We start from the raw sequence: 21088 nt of genomic DNA, 5'->3' as shown, positions 1-21088 counted from the left end.
TACCGGGATAGCCAAACATCCATTTTTTAAAATCACTCTAACTAATACCAATATAATTTAAGCTAATTAAAAATTTGGATTTAACAATGCTTCACTCGCTGGTAATGGAAATACCTCATATATAGTTCCGAAAGCCGCAGCAGGAGGAGCAAAACCATCAGGAAAATAATAATCTTGTGGATTTGCTTTTACCCTTGTTCCAAAATCTGACATTACAGATTGAGCCATTCCCGTCCTTACAAGATCTGGCCATCTTTTGTTCTCAAAGGCAAGCTCTACTCTACGTTCATTCATTATTGCTTGTCTCATATTTTCTTGGCTTAATCCGTTTAGTGGGGCAAGTCCCGCTCGATTTCTTACTTGATTCAGATATGGTTCTGCATCTCCAGGACGGCCTTGCTCATTAATAGCTTCTGCATAAAACAATAATGCCTCAGAAAACCTATAAACAGGCCAATTAGCACCAGTTAACCCTGGGTTGGAGTGTGGCTGCCAAAATTTATTGATATAGGGATAGTATCTACCATCAAGATCAATACTATCTATAGACACTGTTTTTCTTAAATCGTTGTCTTCATAACTTTCAATAACGTCTGGTGTGGGGATATTAAATCCCTGGTTGTTAGATGCTTGAGAATTGGTCACCCCTGATATTGTGGCAACTTGTTCTGCTGTTAAAGGCATTGGTAACCATGAGTACATAAAAGAGCTGGCAAACCCATCTGTTCCCTCCAAAAATTGCACCTCGAATATAGACTCAACACTATTTTTGTTATTCAAATCAAAAACATTGGCATAATTTCCCAAAAGATCATATTCTCCTGAAGTAAGCAAATCTGATAACACTGACTCCGCTCCACTCCAATTTTCTTGTACTAGGTTTACATTGGCCAACAACATTTGAGCCGAACCTCTTGTTGCCCTACCTGCTTCTTGATTGGATTTTGTAGGTAAAAATGAAACTGCGTCATTAGCATCATTTAGAATTTGAGCGAGTATCTCTTCGGAAGTTGATAAGGGTAAAGCTGCATCATTTCTACTTGTTGCAGGAACCAAATGTAACGGAACTGAACCAAAATACTGAACCAAGTCGAAATAAGACAACGCTCTTAAAAAATACGCTTGCCCTTTGATATTATCCCTCATAGAATCATCCTCAAACTCAACATCGTCAATTAAATCAAGTATTTGATTTGCCCTGGCTATGATCAAGTAGTTGATAGTGTATTTATTTTCAATGGTTGCATTTCCATCATTTACATAAAAATCAGCTATACTCTCACCGGCCTGAACCGCCCTATAGCTAGGATTGTATCTGTAATATGTATTGTCAGATGGAAGTTCTCCCATTCCCCATGCACCTTGATTATTCCCTCCAATGTTATACAAATCCCTTAAGGGGGCATAGGTGGCATTAATGGCCTGCTCAAAATCACCCTGCTTTTGGAAGAAAATAGTTTGACTAAGTGAATCTTCTGGGGGAATTTCCAAAAAGTCCTCCTCACACGACAAAAAGGTGAAAATTGTAAAAACTGCTAGTATTATATTAATTCTTTTCATGACCGTTTTTTTTAAAATGTAAGATTAAAACCAAAAGTGAATGTTCTTGGAACAGGGTAGGCTCCCCAATCAAAACCTAGAGCTAAGGCAGTTGCCTGTTCTCCCTGGGTTGTAGTACTAATTTCAGGATTCGCACCCCTATAGCCAGTAAAAACAAAAGCTTGCTGAACCGAACCATAAAGTCGAGCTGCTTTTAGGAATGATTTTTTATTTAATGGTAAAGAATACCCTAGTGTTATATTCTTTACTGTCAAATAACTACCGTCTTCAATAAATCTGGAGCTGAACCAGTCTCGCTCCATAAAAGTTGCGCTAGTAGTCTTTCCGTATCTACCACTTCCAGGATTTTCAGGAGATCTCCACCTATCTTCAATCTCCCTGAGAACATTGAACGGACCATCCAAATTGGTAGTTCCTTGATCATTTGTTACGGCTATATCATTACCTATCGATCCAGAAATGACAATACTTGCATCCCAATTTTTGTATCTAAAATCATTGGTAAGACCAAATATGTAGTCCGGAAATGGATTACCTATCACTGTTCTATCATCATTTTCTGTTCCATTGGTAATTACTCCATCCCCATTGGTATCCACAAACTTAATCGTACCAACCTCAGATTCAACAGCTTTAGGAGAAGAATCAAACTCTTGCTGGTTGTCATAGACACCATCATGAATCAATCCCCAAAACTGTCCCAAAGGTTCACCTGGGCGAGTTATACTGCCGTAAGCTCCTCCAGAAAAAATTCTATCCACTCCTTCTGCCAAAGACACCACCTTGTTCCTATTAAAGGCAATATTGAAGTTAGAAGTCCAAGTAAAATTGTCATTTGCTACATTGCGACTTATAAGGGCAAATTCATGACCCCAAAATTCCAATTCACCTACATTATCATTAAAATCTTCAAAACCAGATTCCTGAGGCACGGAAACATTGAACAAAAGATCCGTTGTGTTCTTTTTATAATAATCATAAATGAATTCTACTCTGTCATTGAACAATCGAAGGTCCAGACCAATGTCCATCTGCTTGGTACGTTCCCAGCCCAAATTGGAATTGCCAAAGGTGGTTATCGCTGCCCCGCTCGCAATCGAATTACCAAAAACCGCGTTCAAAGAATTATCGACTAAAGCATATTGGGTATAATTACCAATATTGTTATTTCCAATGATTCCATAACTGGCTCGTATTTTTCCAAAACTCATGAATTTTGAATCTTCCAAAAAAGACTCATCTGAAAACACCCATCCAACAGAAGCTGACGGAAAATTACCCCAACGATTATTTGAACCAAATCTTGATGAACCATCTCGCCTTAATGAAGCGGAAAAAAGATATTTTCCCTTATAATCATAATTAAGTCTTGAGAAAAATGATGTTAAGCTCCATTCATTAATATTGTTAAAAGATCGTGTCCGATCTATGTTCAAGGCAGACTGAATGGTTCTAATACGATCATCTGGGAAATTGGAAAGATAAATTTGAGAATTATCGGCATTAAATTTTTGAAAAGAGATTCCCCCTAGTACGGCAATACTATGATCACCAAATGATTTAGAATAGTTTACCGTATTTTCATTTAGCCAACTAACATATTTGCTTTCTCTTCTAATAGATGTTGCAATTGTTGGAGGCAACGCAGCAAAAGTAGTTGACACATTTGATGGACTAAAATTAAAAAAAGAGGTGTTTCCCATGTCACCGTTTAATGTACTTTTCAGTCGCAACCCGTCAATAGGTTGATATTCTATAAACAGATTCCCTAAGACTCTTGTTTCTTTGGTTTCATTGGTAATCTCTTGTGCAGCATATACCCAGTTTGGGGTTGGAAAAGCACTAATACCTGGTATCCAAGCCGATAAAGGATATGTTCCATCATTATTCTTAAAGGGAAGAATTGGCCATGTTTGCAAAGCGTTTGTAATTAAACCTCCAGGTATGGCCGCATCAACATTAGTGGCGTAAAAAGCACCATCGGAACTAGGTATATTATCTATAGAATAAGACGGTGCTACTGAAATACCAAGATTAAGATTATCACTTAACTTAAAATTAGAATTTGCTCGTAAAGAATATCTTTTAAAATCAGAATTAATCATCACACCTTCTTGGTTAAAAAATCCTGCTACAATGGCAACAGATGATTTTTCTGTACTAGAATTCCAATTTAGATTATAGCTTTGCATAGGAGCATTCCTGAGCATTGCATCATACCAATTATATCCCTCACCATACTGTTCAGGGTTCTGAAAGGGTTCAGGAACTGGTTGCCCCAAATCTTCAAAAGATTCTTTTCTAAATTGAGCAAACTCGGTACCATTCATCATATCTGGACGCCCTTTTTGGGGTACTGCCTGAATACCTGCATAATAGCTAAAGGATAATCCTGCCTGTCCAGATTTTCCTGATTTAGTAGTAATCAACACAACACCATTTGCCGCTCTTGAACCATAAAGAGAGGTCGATGCTGCATCTTTTAAAACGCTTATACTTTCAATTTCATCAGGATTTATAGTACTTATATCACCTACAATCGGAAATCCATCAACAACATACAACGGGTCGCTACCTGCCAAAATAGATGCCTGACCCCTTACACGAACTTGCATGCCCTCGCCGGGTTTTCCCGTTGTTTGGTTTATTTGAACCCCAACCAATCGACCTTGGAGCTTCTGCGTAACTTGTGGAACGGGAATATCAGCAAGTTCTTCAGAATCTATTTGCTGAACCGAACCCGTAACCTTTCTACTGGTCTGAGTACCATATCCCACAATTACAACTTCATCTAACTGCTGGCTGTCAACAGATAGATTGACATTGATTTGAGTTCTTCCATTAATCGAAATGTTTTGTGTTCCATAACCTACATAAGAAAACACCAAAGTAGCATTGGATGAAGTTGATATGGAATAATTTCCATCAAAGTCAGCACTGGTGCCATTGGTAGTTCCCTGTACTATGACTGTAACTCCAGGTAGTGGCTCCCCACTTTCTGCATCCGTAATAGTTCCGCTAATTGTTATATTTTGCTGAGCTTGGGTAGTGATGATGCAAAAAAACAACAATAAGAGAAACGGTAACATTAAAGTTTTTTTAGTTCTCATTAGTTTATTTTAAAAGTTAATTAAATTAGTAGTAACAATCTAAAAATCAGATTGTCATGGGTAATGAACAAGCCTTAGTGGCAATTGTTCAATACAATGTTAAACTAATGTTAGGGGAGAACTATTCCGTTCTGTACTGTTCTGAACCTAATTAATAGACAAGAGATAATTAATTGATTTACAATGAGTTTCTAGGAATAACATGGAACGGGTTATCAATATGTAAAAACTGATTGTTTAGTATGATTTCAGCGGCTTTTCTGCCTAAATTTTCAAAGTCAGTGGAAATAACAGTAATACCGTCTAACAAAACTTCTTTGAGGGGTGTTTCATTATAGGAAATAATGCCGATATCTTTCCCAAGTGAAAGTTTAGACTCTTTAATTTTCTTAATGAGTACAACTAAATCACTTTCTTTAAGATTTATATAAACAGTTCCTTTATCAATTTTACTGTTTTCGATTTCTTCAATAATCCCAAAATCATATGCAAATTGACCACAAAATTTAAAGAAACCATTTTTTATTTCTACTGGGTGGTATGTTTTTTTGCGGAGAAGTAATTTAATATGGTTGTATTTTTTAAGCTTAGAGTTTAATTGTACTAAAGCAGAATATATATCATTTTCGAAGTCTTGATAGACACTAGAAACCTTACCAGCTAAACCATCAAGTTTTTTATCCAATACTATTAATTTTTCTAATGGTATTTCTTTTTTTACAAAATTAAGGACATCATCACCACCTTCCTCAAAATGACAAATAATTACGTAATGTGTATATACCCTTTTCTTGGACTCCATAATTAAATCCTTAAAATGTCTATAGTTATTTTCATAAATAAAAAAATCTACAGTTGCATTATCACCAAGAGTTGTTGCAAAGGAATCATATATAATTTTTTTGTGGGGACTTAGTTTGTTAAACAAGAGAAATACTTTTGCCTTAATTGCCAGCTGGTCTTTAATTACGTAAAAACCTTTGCCAGGAATTGAATCTATAATTTTGTTTTTCTTTAAATGGTTATATGCCTTTACCACTGTATCTCTGGAAATATCAAACTCGATTAAAAGATCATTAACGGAAGGTAATCTGTCATCTAGTTTAATTTTCCCATTTTCAATTGCCGATAAGATTGAATCAATAATCTGTTTATACTTAGGTACTTTAGATTCTTCTTTTATTACAATGAGTTTCAACATTTCATTAATTTTATCTTAAATTACTTAACAGTACAGAACACTTAATAGATTTTGCTTTTCTACTTTTACTGCAATTATAAAAAAATAAACTGAATGGGAGTTAAAATTTTTAGCCACGTAAATTATCTATGGGACGAAAAAATAGCACTTGAACTTGGTGATGACCAAGTTGCCTTATTTTTATATCGTTCCAACATATTGGGAGCCGACTTGAGAGTAACTAACTATGGTGGAGGTAATACCAGTTGTAAGACCATAGAAAAGGACCCTCTTACTAATGAAGAGGCAGAGGTTATGTGGATAAAAGGTTCTGGGGGAGATATTGGCACATTGACTAAGGCAGGTATTGCGGGGCTGTATACGGAAAGGCTTCGTAACTTAAAGAATGTTTACGGTGGTTTGGCAGATGAAGACCGAATGGTAGGCCTTTTTAACCATTGTATTTACGATTTGGATAGTAAAGCCCCATCTATAGATACACCATTGCACGGGTTGTTACCATTTAAACATATCGACCATTTGCACCCAGACGCATTGATAGCGGTTGCAGCTGCAAAAGACAGTGAAAAAGTAACCAAAGAGATTTGGGGTGATACAATGGGCTGGGTTCCTTGGCAACGACCTGGTTTTGATTTAGGGTTGCAATTGGAAAAATGTCTAAATGACAATCCGGGAATTCGTGGAATTGTATTGGGCAGTCACGGTTTATTCACTTGGGGGGACACTTCTTATGAATGTTATATAAATAGTTTAGAGGTCATTGAAACGGCCTCTGAATACATTGAGAAGAAAATTAAGGAGCAAGGAACAGTTTTTGGAGGGCAAAAAGTAAAATCACTTTCCATTGATGAGCGCAAAGAAAAAGCTTCGCAACTAATGCCCTTACTTAGAGGATTATGTTCTTCAGAAGCTAGAATGATAGGCCATTTTTCGGATACCGAAATTGTTATGGAATATATTAACAGTAATGACCTTGAGCGTCTTGCCCCAATGGGTACATCTTGCCCTGACCATTTTTTGAGAACAAAAATTCAACCTTTGGTATTAGATATGGACACTTCGGAGGATGTTACCAATACAGAAGCTGTTTTAAAGAAACTTAATCCAGCTTTTGATCAGTACAGAAAAGAGTATAGAGAATATTACGAAAACTGCAAGAAGAACAACAGTCCTGCAATTAGGGATGCTAACCCTGTTATAATTCTTTATCCTGGTGTGGGTATGTTTTCTTTTGCAAAAAACAAACAAACTGCACGAGTGGCAAGCGAATTTTATATCAATGCCATCAATGTAATGAGAGGGGCAGAGGCAATTACAGAGTATACCTCTTTACCTAGACAAGAAGCTTTTGATATTGAATATTGGTTGTTGGAAGAAGCAAAGCTTCAACGTCAGCCCAAAGAAAAGCCACTATCCAGAAAAGTGGCCTTAATAACTGGAGCCGGTGGAGGAATTGGTAAGGCTATAGCTGATAAATTGGCTGCTGAAGGTGCCAATGTGGTGTTGGCCGATATTGCCGAAGATAGCTTGTTGAAAGCGTTTAATACTTATTCTGCCGATATCGCCAGTTATACCGTTTGTGATGTAACAAAAACGGAGTCGATTATCGATGCATATAAACATGCATGTTTGGAATTCGGAGGCGTTGATATTGTTGTGCATAGTGCCGGGTTGGCCATTTCCAAACCTTTGGAGGAAACTACAGAAAGGGATTGGGATATACTTCAAAATGTATTGGTGAAAGGGCAATTTGAATTGGCAAAACAGGCGGTTTCCATTCTTAGAAAGCAAAAATTAGGAGGAGATATAATCCACATTGCCAGTAAAAATGGATTGGTTTCGGGGCCAAACAATATTGCCTATGGAACAGCAAAAGCAGCTCAACAGCACATGACAAGACTATTGGCCGCTGAATTGGGAAAAGATAAAATTAGGGTGAATACCGTAAACCCAGATGGTGTTATTGTAGGTAGTAAAATTTGGGAAGGTGATTGGGCAGAAGGAAGGGCAAAGGCTTATGGAATTACAGTAGAAGAATTGCCGACACATTATGCCAAGAGAAATTTACTGAATGAAATAATATACCCAGCAGATATTGCCAATGGAGTGTTTTCCTTGGTGGCCATTTTAGATAAATCTACGGGGAATACGATAAATGTCGATGGGGGAATGCCCAACGCCTTTTTACGCTAGTTTTAAGTTATTTTAATTTGCCTTCCTTGATACATAATAGCGAATATTGGGGAAGGTTTTTTTAACTTCAACAGTTATTATATTAATGAGAATAGAAAAAAAACAGATAGAAGAAGTTAACAAGAGGGATTTAAAAAGCCACCAAGATCATTATAATTTTTTGGGAGCTCAGTTAACCAATCAGGGTCATGAAGTTGATGAGGTGGTAAAAAAACTATCCCAATTTCAAGTGGCAATTCCCAGCTGGGCGCTTGGAGCGGGAGGTACGCGTTTTGCAAGATTTTCATATTACGGAGAGCCTTCCACTTTAGGACAAAAACTGGAGGATGTGGGCGTTTTACATGCATTAACTAAAACTGCAGGGGCGGTATCATTACATATTCCATGGGACGTTCCAGAAGACTATAAAGCAATTTCAGAATTGGCAAGTTCACTGGATATTACTTTTGATGCTGTTAATTCCAATACATTTCAAGACCAACTAAACCAAAAGGAAAGTTATAAATATGGTTCTTTGGGAGATAGAAGTTCTGTTGTGCGGGAACAAGCTACTGCCCATAATATTGATGTGATTAATATTGGGAAGAAATTGGGTTCCAAAGCCTTAACCGTATGGCTAGCCGATGGGGCATCTTTTCCAGGGCAAAACAATTTTCAGGAGTCACTCGGAAATACGGAAAGTAGCCTAAAAAAAATCTATGCTTCTTTGCCACAAGATTGGAAAATGCTGATAGAGTACAAACCTTATGAGCCCAATTTTTATAGCACAATCATACAAGATTGGGGCACGTCTTTTATGTTGGCCAATGCCTGTGGAGAAAGAGCGACTACCCTTGTGGATTTAGGGCATCATTTGCCCAATACCAATATAGAGCAAATTGTGGCAACACTTATGTACAAAGGTAAATTGGGTGGATTTCATTTTAATGATAGCAAATATGGTGATGATGATTTAACCGTGGGAAGCATAAAACCTTACGCCTTATTTCTTATTTTTAATGAGCTGGTTTATGGTATGGAAAACAATCCGAAAAATCCGGAGTTGTCTTGGATGATAGATGCCAGCCACAATTTAAAAGACCCTTTGGAGGATTTAATCCAATCTTTGGATGCTATCCAAGAGGCATACGCCAAGGCCTTGTTAATTGACCAAAAAATGCTGAAAGAGGCTCAAAAGGACAATGATGTAACGTTATGCCAAGAGATTTTACAGAGAGCATATAGAACCGATGTTAGACCTTTAATAGCCGAAGCACGCCTAATCCAAGGAGGAGCTATTAATCCAATTAAGGCCTATAGAAATTTAGGCATTCGTCAAAATCTAATTAATGAACGTGGAGCTAACTCAAAAGCATCAGGATTATAATAAAAGATATGGGGAAAATTAAGGTTACCGCTGTTTTTGACATAGGCAAGACCAATAAAAAGTTTTTTCTTTTCGATGCGAAATTTCAGGAAGTCTATAGGGAATACATTCATTTTGAAGAGATTAATGATGAAGATGGGTTCCCTACAGAAAACTTACCTGCACTGGAACATTGGTTAAAAGAATTGTTCGATAGAATCCTAAGTGCGGAAACTTACGATATAAAAGCAATAAATTTCTCTACTTACGGGGCCAGCTTTGTGCATTTGGACAAGGAGGGCAATGTGCTTAATCATTTATATAATTACCTAAAGCCTATTCCAAAGGAGGTCAATGAGGAGTTTCATAGCACTTATCCTTCCGTTCCTTCGGAAACAGGTTCACCAAAATCGGGCATGTTAAATTCTGGAATGCAGTTGTACTGGTTAAAAAAATCCAAACCAGATATTTTTAAAAAAATAAAGTATTCATTGCATTTTCCACAGTACATTTCTTATTTGTTTACAGGTATTCCTTTAAGTGAGTACACAAGTATTGGTTGCCACACCGCCTTGTGGAATTATGAAAAAAATGATTATCACGATTGGGTTTATGCTGAAAAAATAAATGAAAAATTTCCTGCTATTGTGTCTACTCAGACCAGTATCAATATGATATACAATCAAAAATGGATTAAGATTGGAGTAGGGGTGCACGATAGCTCATCGGCACTTTTACCTTATTTTTTTGGGGAAAGCAAACCTTTTTTACTATTGTCAACAGGCACTTGGAGTATTGCCTTAAATCCATTTAATGATGAAAAGCTCAATGATAGAGACATAGCTGATGATTGCCTAAATTATATGCGAATTGATGGCACTCGTATTAAGGCAACTCGTTTTTTTATGGGAAATGAGTACAAAATTCAAGTAAAAAAAATAGGGGAGCACTTTGGTGAAAAATATGGTTATCACAAAACTGTAAAGTTTGACCTGTCAATTTATCTTAAATTAATAAAAGTACCCTCCATTTATTTTAAGTTTGAAGGTATACGTTTAAAAAGAAAACAACTTCAGAAAACAAACTTGGAACCCTTTATAACTTTTGAAGAAGCCTATCATCAATTGATTATCGAGTTAATGGAATTACAAGTTAAAATGATAAAAACAGCCATAGGAGATACTGCTGTAAAGAAAATATACATTGATGGTGGTTTTACGGACAATGATATTTTTGTAAAACTAATGGGGCTTCATTTTAAGAAATTTACCATTAGGACCACAGCTTCTCCCTTAGGCTCGGCTTTAGGAGCTGCAATGGTGATATCCAACAAAAAATTGAATAAAAAATTCCTAAAGGAAAACTATAAGATGAACAAGCTTATTCCTTTAAAATTGGCATAATAATGGGGAGAATACCAAAAACAATACAAGACAGTTTTAATTCTAAATATCCTTCTATTGAAGATTTAAGAAATAGAGCCCAAAAAAAGATTCCAAAATTTGCTTTCGAATATCTGGACGGGGGTTGCAATGAAGATGTGAATTTGGATAAGAATACTAGAGAAGTTCGAGAAGTTGAACTAAAACCATATTACCTTACCAAACATACTAGGTCTTCCATGAAAACCAATCTTTTTGGTCATGAATATGATGCACCTTTTGGGATAGCACCTGTGGGGCTACAAGGCTTAATGTGGCCAAACTCTCCTGAAATACTGGCAAAATCAGCTTTTGACCATAATATCCCATTTATTTTAAGTACAGTAAGTACAAGTAGTATTGAGCGTATTGGCGAAATTACAGAAGGAAAGGCATGGTTTCAATTGTACCATCCCGCAGAAAATAGCCTGCGAGATGATATGTTAAAAAGGGCCGCAGTTTCCGAGTATCCAGTTTTGGTGCTGTTAAGTGATGTGCCCACATTTGGATACAGACCAAGGGATATTAGAAATGGCTTGGCAATGCCACCAAAAATGTCTTTAAAAAATATGTTGCAAATTCTTGGAAAACCAGAGTGGGCAATTAAAACACTTAAGTATGGACAACCTAATTTTGCAACCCTTAAGCCTTATATGCCAGAGAATCTGGATTTAAAGCAGTTGGGCAAGTTCATGAATGATACTTTTTCTGGTCGATTGAACGAGGAGAAAATAAAGCCCATCCGTGATATGTGGAAAGGTAAAATTGTTTTGAAAGGTGTTGCAAGTGAAGAAGATACGGAAAAGGCCATACAATTGGGGTTGGATGGTATTATAGTTTCCAACCATGGGGGAAGGCAATTGGATGCCGGCCAATCTACCATAAAACCTTTAGTTCCAATATCAGAAAAGTACGGGGACAAAATAAAAGTAATGATGGATAGTGGTCTGCGTTCCGGTCCGGATATAGCACGAGCCCTTGCAACTGGAGCAGAATTTACCTTTTTGGGCAGGTCATTTATGTATGGGGTTTCCGCTCTTGGAAACCAAGGAGGCAATCATACCATTTCTATTTTAAAAACACAATTGCAACAAGTTATGGAACAAGTTTGCTGTGAGCGAATTGAAGATTTCCCAAACCATTTAATATCTAAAACCAACTAAATTATGAGTCAGTATAATATTGAAGAAGATATTGAAGCGGCAGCAGGAGGAGAATTTGAAAGAACCCCAGTGCCACAATCAAACTGGAAAAGTTGGAAAAGCTTTTTAGGTATGTATGCAGGGGAACATGCTGCAGGAACCGAGTTTGTTATTGGACCACTTTTTTTAACGGCTGGAGTCAGTGCTTTTGATTTGATTATTGGGTTATTGATCGGGAATCTTCTGGCGGTTCTTAGCTGGCGGTTTTTAACATCTGAAATAGCTGTTAAATATAGGCTTACCCTATACTATCATTTAGAGAAAATTGTTGGTAAAAAATTGGTAATTGGATATAATTTGGCCAATGGAATTTTGTTCTGCTTTTTGGCAGGAGCAATGATTACTGTTTCTGCAACCGCAGTAGGTATTCCTTTTGATATGGAAATGCCAAAGCTTACCGATACCATGCCAAACGGTCCAACATGGATTGTGATTGTAATCATTATAGGCGCATTGATTTCTTTGATTGCAGCAAAAGGTTTTACTACAGTTTCAAAGGCTGCTAATTGGATGTCCCCTATAATTATAACCGCATTTCTTGCCTGTGGTTTTGTGGCCCTAAAACAACTTGGGGTTACTGGTTTTTCGGATTTTTGGAATATTTGGGGAGAAGGTTCAGAACCTTTTCCAGGCCAGATAAAATATACGATATGGCATATTGTTTTCTGGTCGTGGTTTGCTAATGGAGCTATGCACATAGGAATGTCCGATCTTTCTGTGTTTCGTTTTGCGAAGAACGCTAGTTCCGGGTGGACTACCGCAGCTGGTATGTACGTTGGACATTATATGGCATGGATTGCAGCTGCTTTATTGTATGCTGTTTATATTAGAACACCAGAAGCGCAAGCCTTATTGACAGCGGGGCAGGCACCTTCTGTAGCGCCAGGGCCATTAGCCTACAATGCAATTGGTGTTTTTGGAATTATAGCGGTAATATTGGCTGGATGGACCACAGCTAACCCCACTATTTATAGAGCGGGACTTGCCTTTCAGGCCATTATGCCAAAGCTTTCTACTTTTTGGGTGACCATAATTGCAGGAACCATTGCCACTATAGCAGGGTTATTTCCTGCTTTTGCAATGAAGTTGTTGGATTTTGTAGCATTTTACGGGTTTGTACTTGCACCGGTTGGGGCCATTATAGTATTCGAACACTTCTTTGGTGATAAATTTGGGATTCAAAAATTTTATGCGGAAAAGGCTGGAATACCTTTTAACACTTCTATGATTGCGGCATGGGGACTATCATTTGTGTTGTTCTATTTTATATCGGTGAAATTTGATATTTTCTTGTCATTTGTGACGCTTCCTGCATGGTTGTTATGCGGATTCTTGTTTTTAATATTTAGTAAGATACTACAGAAGAAGGCTCGGTAAAAGAGTGTTTGTATTTTACACAACTATGTTTACGTAAAACAGGAAGAAAACACACGATAAAACTCTTAATGGGCTTAAGCAAAAACTCCCTTAAGATATAAGGGAGTTTGAGGAATCATATTTCAATAAATTATAGGTTTGTTTATTGTTGGGCCATTTCCAAGTTAATTGTCAATTCTACTTCGTCACCCAATGTTGGTGTATCTCCACCAACTTTAAAAGCTAGCCTATCAACTGTCCCCGTTAATTTTAGCCCCGCTTTTAACTTCTTACTACGTTGGTCTGTAATTATACCATTTACTTTTCCATCTAGGGTAATTTCATTTGTAACGCCATGCATGGTTAAATCTCCCTTTACCTTAAAAGTTTTTTCTCCCGTTTTTTCATATGAAGTACTTTTAAAGGATATAGAAGGGTAAGTTTCCGCATCAAAAAAATCGGCACTTCTTAAATGATCATCTCTTCTATCATTTTCAGTGTTGATACTCGCTGTTTTAATTTCCACCATAAACGATGGTTCTCCAAACTTGTCATCAGCTGTTGCCGTAATTTCAAATTCTCCAAAACTACCACTTACTTCAGAAATCATAAGGTGGGCAATGTCAAAACCTACTCTAGAATGGGCTCCGTCCGATTTCCATGTGGATTGAGCTGTTAGGGTAGCACATACCAACAATACTAAAACAGTCATTGAATTTTTCATAGTGTATTTATTTTAATGGGTTAATTAATGAACAATAGATTTTATATAAATAGTAATAATAGTGTCAGCAATATACCTGCCAGAGAAAAATATAATCCTTTCTTGAATACTGAGGTCTTAGGCAGAAACATCCAAAAAGCGGAAATAACAAAAAATAATAAGGATACTCCAAAGAAAATATTAAGCCAATAAATAGGACTATTAGTGGTTGCCTTATGTAAATGTTCCATTTTTTCAATAAAAAAGGGAAGCTTCTTTTCCGAGTAATTTGCAACCCCAGTAGCAACATTGTATTGACCCTGTTGAAAGTATATAATAGCTCCTTCTTTTTTTTGAGGTTTTAAATTTCGTATTCTTAATTCTTTGCCCACGTCCTCTGCTGATAAATTGGGCTTAATTGTACGCTCAACCAAAACTTCTTTCTTTAAAAAATCAGTTTGCCTAAATATCATGATTATCCCACTAATGGCGTACATAGCCATTATGCCGGCTAAAAAAAAGCCCAAATACCTATGTATGATGCGCATGTATAATCCAGTAGATTTCTTCATTGTATTTTTTGTTAATTGTTAAAAATGCTTCTGTCCAGAAAACTCCATGGCCTCACCTTTTCCAAAGCCAAAACTAATGCCAAAGGTGACAAATCTTCCCTGTTTTCTATAATCTCGCAAATAAAAATCCGGTTGACTGGTAACACTCTCAAAAATACGAGACGCAAAAACATCCCGAACACTAAGACTGAGTATAGCTTTGCCCTTTAGTATTTTTTTCCTTGCACCCATATCCATAAAAATGTTATCGGACATTTCTTGTTGAATAGTTTTCACACTTGAACGATAGTTTCCTGTTAGTTCAACATCAACATCTGCAGGTAGTTTAATTTTACTTGTTAAGCGAGTAGACCATTGATTTCCATTAAAATCAAAGGAATTAGACTCAAAGATTCCCTTTCTTATAAAATAGCTGTAATTAAAGTCATTGGTTATGGTCAACCAATTATTGGGCATATACTTGGCGTTGAACTCTATTCCCGTAAGGTCATTTGTACCCACGTTAGCGGGCATAGAGGTACTAACATTGTCTTCAAAAACAGTTACCCGCTCTACAACATCATCAGTATGTCTGTAAAACACGCCTAAATTTAGGGTGATCCTCCCGAATTTGTTAATGCTTGTCATTTCAAAAGAATCGGTATACTCAGGTAAAAGATTTGGGTTCCCAGTACGAATATTAAAATTATTTCTAATATTGAAAAAAGGATTTAAATCCCATAATCTTGGACGAAATATCCTTTTGGAATATCCTGCCTGTAGTGAAAAATTATCGCTTATTTTATAGGAAGTATGTCCACTAGGGAAAATGTTGGTGTAGTTTCTTTTACTCTCCTCATTTGTATTTTCTAGTAAAGTGGCTAAATCGGTGTTCTCCAGTCTAAGTCCAAGTTTAACACCCCACTTATCTGCCTCATAGGCTCCGGTTGCATATACCCCTAAGACTTTTTGTACCCATTCAAATACATTAGTTAACGATTCATTATCAACAAAACTTCCATTTACTAAGTCGCTCACAGCATAGTCATTGGCCACATCGTTTATTTGGTACTGTGTTCCGGTCTCTATAGTGTAAACCTCTGAGAAGGGATGTGTGTAATCTGCTTTAAAGGTATATTCTGCTTGACTAAAATCGGTTCGAGTCAATTGCTCGTTGTCTTCCCCATCTCCCAGAGTAATTGTATTGGCGAATTCAGAAGACTGGTCTTTAGCAAATAGATTTCCAGTTGCGCTGAGCAGCAAAGATTGGTCTTCATTTCCTTCAAAATCCTTTTTATATTGTAATTCATACTGGTATTTTGGATTGGTAGCTGTTGTCAGTTCTATTCTTCTATAGCTATCGGTCATATTATTTCCTGCGTCAATAAAATCAAAACTTGCATCAGAATTTTCTTTTTCCCATTCATATGCATAATGCCCAGAAAGGGTTAAGACGTTATAGTCATTTATATGATAATCCGTACCCAGAATTATATTGAAAAAAGTTTCGTTCTTATCACTCTCTCCTCTACTTAGAACAGAAGTATTGTCTACTAGATTACGATTTTCACTTTCGTCGTCACTAGGAAATGTTCTTCTGCCAAAACCCAGTTGACTAAAAAGGTTAAATTTTTCTGTACGTCTATTTAAACTTAGTCCTATACTATGATTATTGGGTACTCCCGTATTTAAGGTAACGGCCCCATTAAGCCCTTTTTTCTCCTCTTTTTTTAAGACAATGTTAATTATTCCCGAAGTGCCTTCTGCATCATATTTTGCAGAAGGGTTTGTAATTACCTCAATACGTTCAATCATATCCGCCGTAAGAGTCCCTAGAGCGTTTCCTTGGTCATTGGCAATAGCAGATGGCTTCCCATTTATTAGCATTTGGACACCCGTGCTACCTCTTAAGCTTACTGCTCCTTCTATACTTACATTAACAGAAGGCACATTGTTTAAAACCTCTAGCGCGCTTGCTCCTGTGCTACTTAAATCCTTACCTACATTAAAAACACGTTTATCTAGCTTAAATTCCGTTTGGGATATTTCACCTGCGACGACTACTTCGTCTAGTTGCTGTGAATCCTCAGATAAGGAAATGGTTCCTAAATCTATTTTTCCATTTGAAATGGCTGGGTTATCCATAGTTTTTTTTGCAAAACCAATAAAACTAATCTCTATATAAAAATTAGTGGCAGTTGTCTCTAGGGAAAAGCTGCCATCCTCCAGAGTTGTTGTTCCAACAATAGGTTTTTTTGTTTCATTGTCACCAACCAAAACGGTAGCAAATTCTATAGGTAGCTCCCCATTTTCCTCAACTATTTTACCACTAATTTCCACTGTACTATTTTGGGCAAAAATAAAAGCCCCATTAAAAAGGACCATAAGGGTAAGTAGCCATGTTCTCATCTTATTCATTCTCATTAAAAGTGTAGGATAAAGGCGTCTAAAAGACACATTCTTTTAGACGCCTTATTTAAAAAAAGGTTTAATCTGTTACCCTATATTTTAGTTAAATTTTGTTGTTCTCTCATCAGAAATTATCCCATTCCAGTTCATTCCAAAGCCAAAATCATATGTGTTTCCTGCTGAATCCGTATAGGGCGTCATATCAAAAGGCACATCTTCAAATTGCTTTTCTACCGTAACCATATCTGCTGGCATTTGCATGGGCAGTAAGGCAGATGGCTCTGCTTTACCAGCAATAACCTCTAAAAGTGCCTGGTCCTGAACTCCATAACTTAACAATATAGCATCAGAATATGGTTCAATTTCAGAAAAAACCATAGGATTGGTTGTATTGATAATCGTCAACACAGGTTTGTCTTTCATCACTTTCTTGGTGGTTAGTACCAATTCTGCATCTGTTGCGTTATGTGTTGAAATGGATTTATTCTTATAACCTCTATTTGTAAAATCCTCTAGGGGATCTCCTCCGGCAATACTAACTTCTCTGGCTTCTGTTGCAGTATAATCACCATATTGAAGGCTTATTGGGAAATAACCATTTCCTCCTGCATCTAAATCTGTCTTACTGTAACCAATTCCAGAAGAAGGACTTTGTATAAAAACTAATGCAATATCGGCACTCTCAGGGCTATCGGTAACATTAAAATATTTTTTTACTAGTTCCATATTTACTGGGTAGTCCGTAGATTCGGGTGTTTCCATACCCAAGAAGTTTCTACTGGCAGGGACATATCTTTTTGGAACATAGACTGTTTTTTTGTCTTGAACTGGGAGTGCATTTTCAGCATTCTTTAGCATGACTATAGATGCAACTTGAGCATCAAAACCGGCTTTCATAAAGGATGGTTGCCCCACAAACTCTTTAGTTTCAGCAGGTAGCACATACGGATTCTCAAAAACGCCAACCCTGAAAATGTTCTTTAAAAGTCTAACTGCAGATACTTCCATTCTCGCCCTCATAGCTTCTTCTCCATGCTCTTCTATACCCATTTGATAGGCATCCAATATGGGTTTTGCATCATTGTTACCGCCAAATTGATCTACTCCCGCCATTAAGGCTTTGTAATGCAATTCTGCTTCGGTCATAGTTTCTAACCCCCAAGGTTTTCCATCTATAAAATTATCCATTACCGTGTGTTCGTGAGTTACGCTCCAGTCCGTACATACCACACCATCATAGCCATACTTGTCACGAAGTAAATCTGTAATTATGTATTTATTATATCCATTCCCTACGTTTTCATGATTTTTAACATCTTGGTTCCATGAAATGGTATAATATGGCATTACAGCAGAAGCGCTACCTGTACCTCCTTTTAATTTAAATGCACCTTCAAGAAAAGGCACCATATGTTCATCAAAATTATTTCCAGGATATACTGCAAATTTGCCAGCACCATAGTGTGCATCACGACCAGCTTCACCAGACCCTCCACCAGGCCAATGCTTAACCATTGCATTTACACTTTCAAAGCCCCAATCACCATCTTCAGATGACTGAAAACCATCAGTATAAGCCTGTGCCATAGCTGCAGATAATTTAGGGCTTTCTCCAAAAGTACCATTAAACCTTGCCCATCTTGGTTCAGTTGCAATGTCAATTTGAGGCGATAATGCTGTAGTTATGCCCAAAGCCCTATATTCTTTTGAAGCAATCCTTCCAAATTGTTCTACCAGTTCTGGATTAAAAGTTGCTGCCATGCCCAATGAACTGGGCCACATGGAAATTGCTCCACCTGCAGCCGCATCATATTCCATTCTGGCTATAGTTCCATGTCTAGGGTCTGAACTATTATTGGCCGGTATTCCCAAACCTATACCCTCACAAAAAATTTGCAACTTATTATTCCATTTCGCTGCTATTTCTGGCGATTTAACAGTGGTCAATAGTACATGTCGCAAATTATCTTCCTCTATAAATTTTTTTTGCTGATCTGTTAGATTGGATGGGTCGGTTTTTCCTTCTGTATAAGGTTCACCATTGTAAGTGCCGGAGAAATAACCCTGCGGCCTTGCAGGGATAGATTGATGGCCAGAATATAACATGAGGCCAGCAATTTGCTCTATACTCATTTGAGATGCCAAATCTTTGGCCCTTTCATCAGCAGATAGGCGCCAATCCTCATAGGCATCTACACTTCCATTTTTATTTAAATCCTTAAAAGCAAAACCATTGTCAACTAGTAAAGCAACTCCTGAACTTGGATGATACCCTAAATTTTCACCCCCCTTATTAACTACTAAGGTGTATTCTTCCTTTACTTCTTCGGTATATTTTTCTCCACAACTGCTTAGTAGTGCTCCACTAATGACCGTTACGTACAATCCTAGCCTCTTCCTTGTATTCATCATTTTTACTTTTTTAATTTCCACTTACTATTTCAAATAATTCTTTATCTAATTGTGGCTTCACTTCACAAGTAGTATCAAAATGCATAGTAGCCGTATTACTGCTTGTATAGGTTGGCCAATTTGGCAAACTACTATTATTTGGATTTCCTGTTGTTGCAAAATTTATCCAAGCTTGGCTCATCTTCCCTGCTAATACATGAGCTTCTTTACCACCTCCAGTCATCTTATTGGCCTTTTCAATATTGTCAAATACAAAAGGTAATTCCATACAATGAAGGGATTTGTATTTGCCATTAAATACCGGTGATTGCCAAGTAAATAAATACATGTATACAGGAGCTCCTCCTTTTAAAGCAGATTTAGTATTGGCTTGTGCAACTGCTCCAGGCCTAAAAGTTGTGTCAACATCCAATAAGTCTTTGGGTGCGGTATCATTTGGATATGCCTTTTTAACCGCTTTTAAATAGGCATCTGCCTTTTCTTTGTATTGATTCTTAATATGAGCCATGATTTCTTCTTCGCTAGCATTTAAAAACCGCATGTTGGCAAAAGGAGCAAATTCGTTCTTTACCGTTCCAATCATTAGAGGAATGTGTTTTGATAAAGCGTAGGCCTCCTCTGAATTAACTTGATACGGAAGGTCATTACCGTCTCTACTTGGTCCCCAACTTAGACCAAAGCCTATAACTGGTTTCCCTTCTGCTTTCATTTTTTCGGCCACTACCTCTAAGGCTTTGCTACTTGCTGCAGATAGCTCGGCAAAAGGAATAGTTTGTAGACTATCTACCTGTGAGGCATCCAAATTTAATGCAGCTAAAGTCTCTGCTCCAATCCGTTGTGTGTCTTCTTTTTCTAAAATACCGCTTCTAAAAGCTCCACTTTGGTTAATGGCCTTATGGAACAGTCCACTGGCTTTTGGCATTGCCATTAATGTATTTACTTTGGCACCTCCTCCTGATTGACCAAAAATGGTTACATTGTTGGGGTCTCCACCGAAGTTGGAAATGTTGGTTTTTACCCATTCTAGGGCAGCGACCATATCCAAAATACTGTTGTTTGCGGAATGCTTGTACTTTTCTCCGTAGGCAGATAAATCTAGAAAGCCCAGCACATTTAATCTATGGTTTATGGATACAACGACCACATCTCCTTTTTTGCTTAAATTTTCTCCATCATATGACGGAAGTTCTTGGCTAGAGCCTGCTGTAAAACCACCTCCGTGAATCCAGAACAGGACAGGTCTTTTTTTGCCGTCATTTATCCCAGGGGTCCAGACATTTACTCGTAAGCAATCTTCATTTGTATACCCCCAATCATGGTCAAAAACAAATTCTGATTCATCCTGGATAGAAGTTGTAGGACTTAATAATGGTGCGACTGGCCCATACATGGTTGAACTTCTTACACCCTCCCATGGCGCAGGCTTTGAAGGAGCCGTAAAACGTTCCGCTTGTGCATATGGAATACCTTTATAGGTATAAATATCATTGTGAATATATCCGCGTACTTTGCCGGACTCGGTATTGGTCACAGCTACATTGTTCCCTGTTATTACCTCTTGGGCAAAAACACTTGTTATGCAAGCAAGAAGCATAACTACTAGATTTACTTTTTTCATTGGTGTT

13 protein-coding genes are annotated in these 21088 nt (G+C 37.3%); 5 read left to right on the top strand and 8 right to left on the bottom strand.

Annotated elements, in window-relative coordinates:
* Nucleotides 1-66: 66 nt before the first annotated feature.
* The 3 genes from GGR42_RS03305 to GGR42_RS03295 all read right to left on the bottom strand — a co-directional run bounded on the left by GGR42_RS03305 (nt 67) and on the right by GGR42_RS03295 (nt 5871).
* Nucleotides 67-1560 (bottom strand): RagB/SusD family nutrient uptake outer membrane protein, encoded by a 1494-nt coding sequence (locus GGR42_RS03305; RefSeq protein WP_167960813.1) that lies wholly within the window; start codon nt 1558-1560, stop codon nt 67-69.
* Nucleotides 1561-1571: 11 nt separating this feature from the next.
* On the bottom strand, nt 1572-4670 hold the full coding sequence (locus GGR42_RS03300) for a SusC/RagA family TonB-linked outer membrane protein (protein ID WP_245201382.1): 3099 nt from the start codon (nt 4668-4670) through the stop codon (nt 1572-1574).
* Nucleotides 4671-4848: 178 nt separating this feature from the next.
* Complete coding sequence (locus tag GGR42_RS03295) at nt 4849-5871, bottom strand: GntR family transcriptional regulator (protein WP_167960811.1); 1023 nt, start codon at nt 5869-5871, stop codon at nt 4849-4851.
* A gap of 93 nt (nt 5872-5964) precedes the next feature.
* On the opposite strand from GGR42_RS03295, the gene GGR42_RS03290 reads away from it, so the two are divergent.
* The 5 genes from GGR42_RS03290 to GGR42_RS03270 all read left to right on the top strand — a co-directional run bounded on the left by GGR42_RS03290 (nt 5965) and on the right by GGR42_RS03270 (nt 13409).
* Nucleotides 5965-8064: a bifunctional aldolase/short-chain dehydrogenase gene (locus GGR42_RS03290; RefSeq protein ID WP_167960809.1), complete on the top strand. Its 2100-nt coding sequence runs from the start codon at nt 5965-5967 to the stop codon at nt 8062-8064.
* A gap of 85 nt (nt 8065-8149) precedes the next feature.
* Nucleotides 8150-9430, top strand: coding sequence for a sugar isomerase (locus GGR42_RS03285; protein WP_167960807.1), 1281 nt, complete (start codon nt 8150-8152; stop codon nt 9428-9430).
* An 8-nt stretch (nt 9431-9438) separates the two neighbouring features.
* On the top strand, nt 9439-10812 hold the full coding sequence (locus tag GGR42_RS03280; protein ID WP_167960805.1) for an FGGY-family carbohydrate kinase: 1374 nt from the start codon (nt 9439-9441) through the stop codon (nt 10810-10812).
* A 2-nt stretch (nt 10813-10814) separates the two neighbouring features.
* A complete protein-coding gene (locus GGR42_RS03275) occupies nt 10815-11993 on the top strand; it encodes an alpha-hydroxy acid oxidase (RefSeq protein WP_167960803.1) in 1179 nt (392 codons plus the stop codon).
* A 3-nt stretch (nt 11994-11996) separates the two neighbouring features.
* Nucleotides 11997-13409: a purine-cytosine permease family protein gene (locus GGR42_RS03270; protein WP_167960801.1), complete on the top strand. Its 1413-nt coding sequence runs from the start codon at nt 11997-11999 to the stop codon at nt 13407-13409.
* Between the two features lie 142 nt (nt 13410-13551).
* On the opposite strand, the gene GGR42_RS03265 is transcribed toward GGR42_RS03270, so the two are convergent.
* The 5 genes from GGR42_RS03265 to GGR42_RS03245 all read right to left on the bottom strand — a co-directional run bounded on the left by GGR42_RS03265 (nt 13552) and on the right by GGR42_RS03245 (nt 21081).
* Nucleotides 13552-14112, bottom strand: coding sequence for a YceI family protein (locus tag GGR42_RS03265; protein WP_167960799.1), 561 nt, complete (start codon nt 14110-14112; stop codon nt 13552-13554).
* Nucleotides 14113-14153: 41 nt separating this feature from the next.
* Nucleotides 14154-14663 carry a PepSY domain-containing protein gene (locus GGR42_RS03260; protein ID WP_167960797.1) on the bottom strand — a complete coding sequence of 170 codons (510 nt, stop codon included), beginning with the start codon at nt 14661-14663 and terminating at the stop codon, nt 14154-14156.
* Between the two features lie 18 nt (nt 14664-14681).
* Nucleotides 14682-17051, bottom strand: coding sequence for an outer membrane beta-barrel family protein (locus tag GGR42_RS03255; RefSeq protein ID WP_167964327.1), 2370 nt, complete (start codon nt 17049-17051; stop codon nt 14682-14684).
* Between the two features lie 99 nt (nt 17052-17150).
* Nucleotides 17151-19463, bottom strand: a complete 2313-nt coding sequence (locus GGR42_RS03250; protein ID WP_394352746.1) for a glycoside hydrolase family 3 protein — start codon at nt 19461-19463, stop codon at nt 17151-17153.
* A 10-nt stretch (nt 19464-19473) separates the two neighbouring features.
* On the bottom strand, nt 19474-21081 hold the full coding sequence (locus GGR42_RS03245; protein ID WP_167960795.1) for a carboxylesterase/lipase family protein: 1608 nt from the start codon (nt 21079-21081) through the stop codon (nt 19474-19476).
* Nucleotides 21082-21088 lie beyond the last annotated feature (7 nt).

It is taken from the genome of Saonia flava, assembly GCF_011927795.1.
In the GTDB taxonomy this organism is placed as follows: Bacteria; Bacteroidota; Bacteroidia; order Flavobacteriales; family Flavobacteriaceae; genus Saonia; species Saonia flava.
Note: the sequence above shows the minus strand (reverse complement) of the source record. Positions and strands in the feature narration are given on the sequence as shown.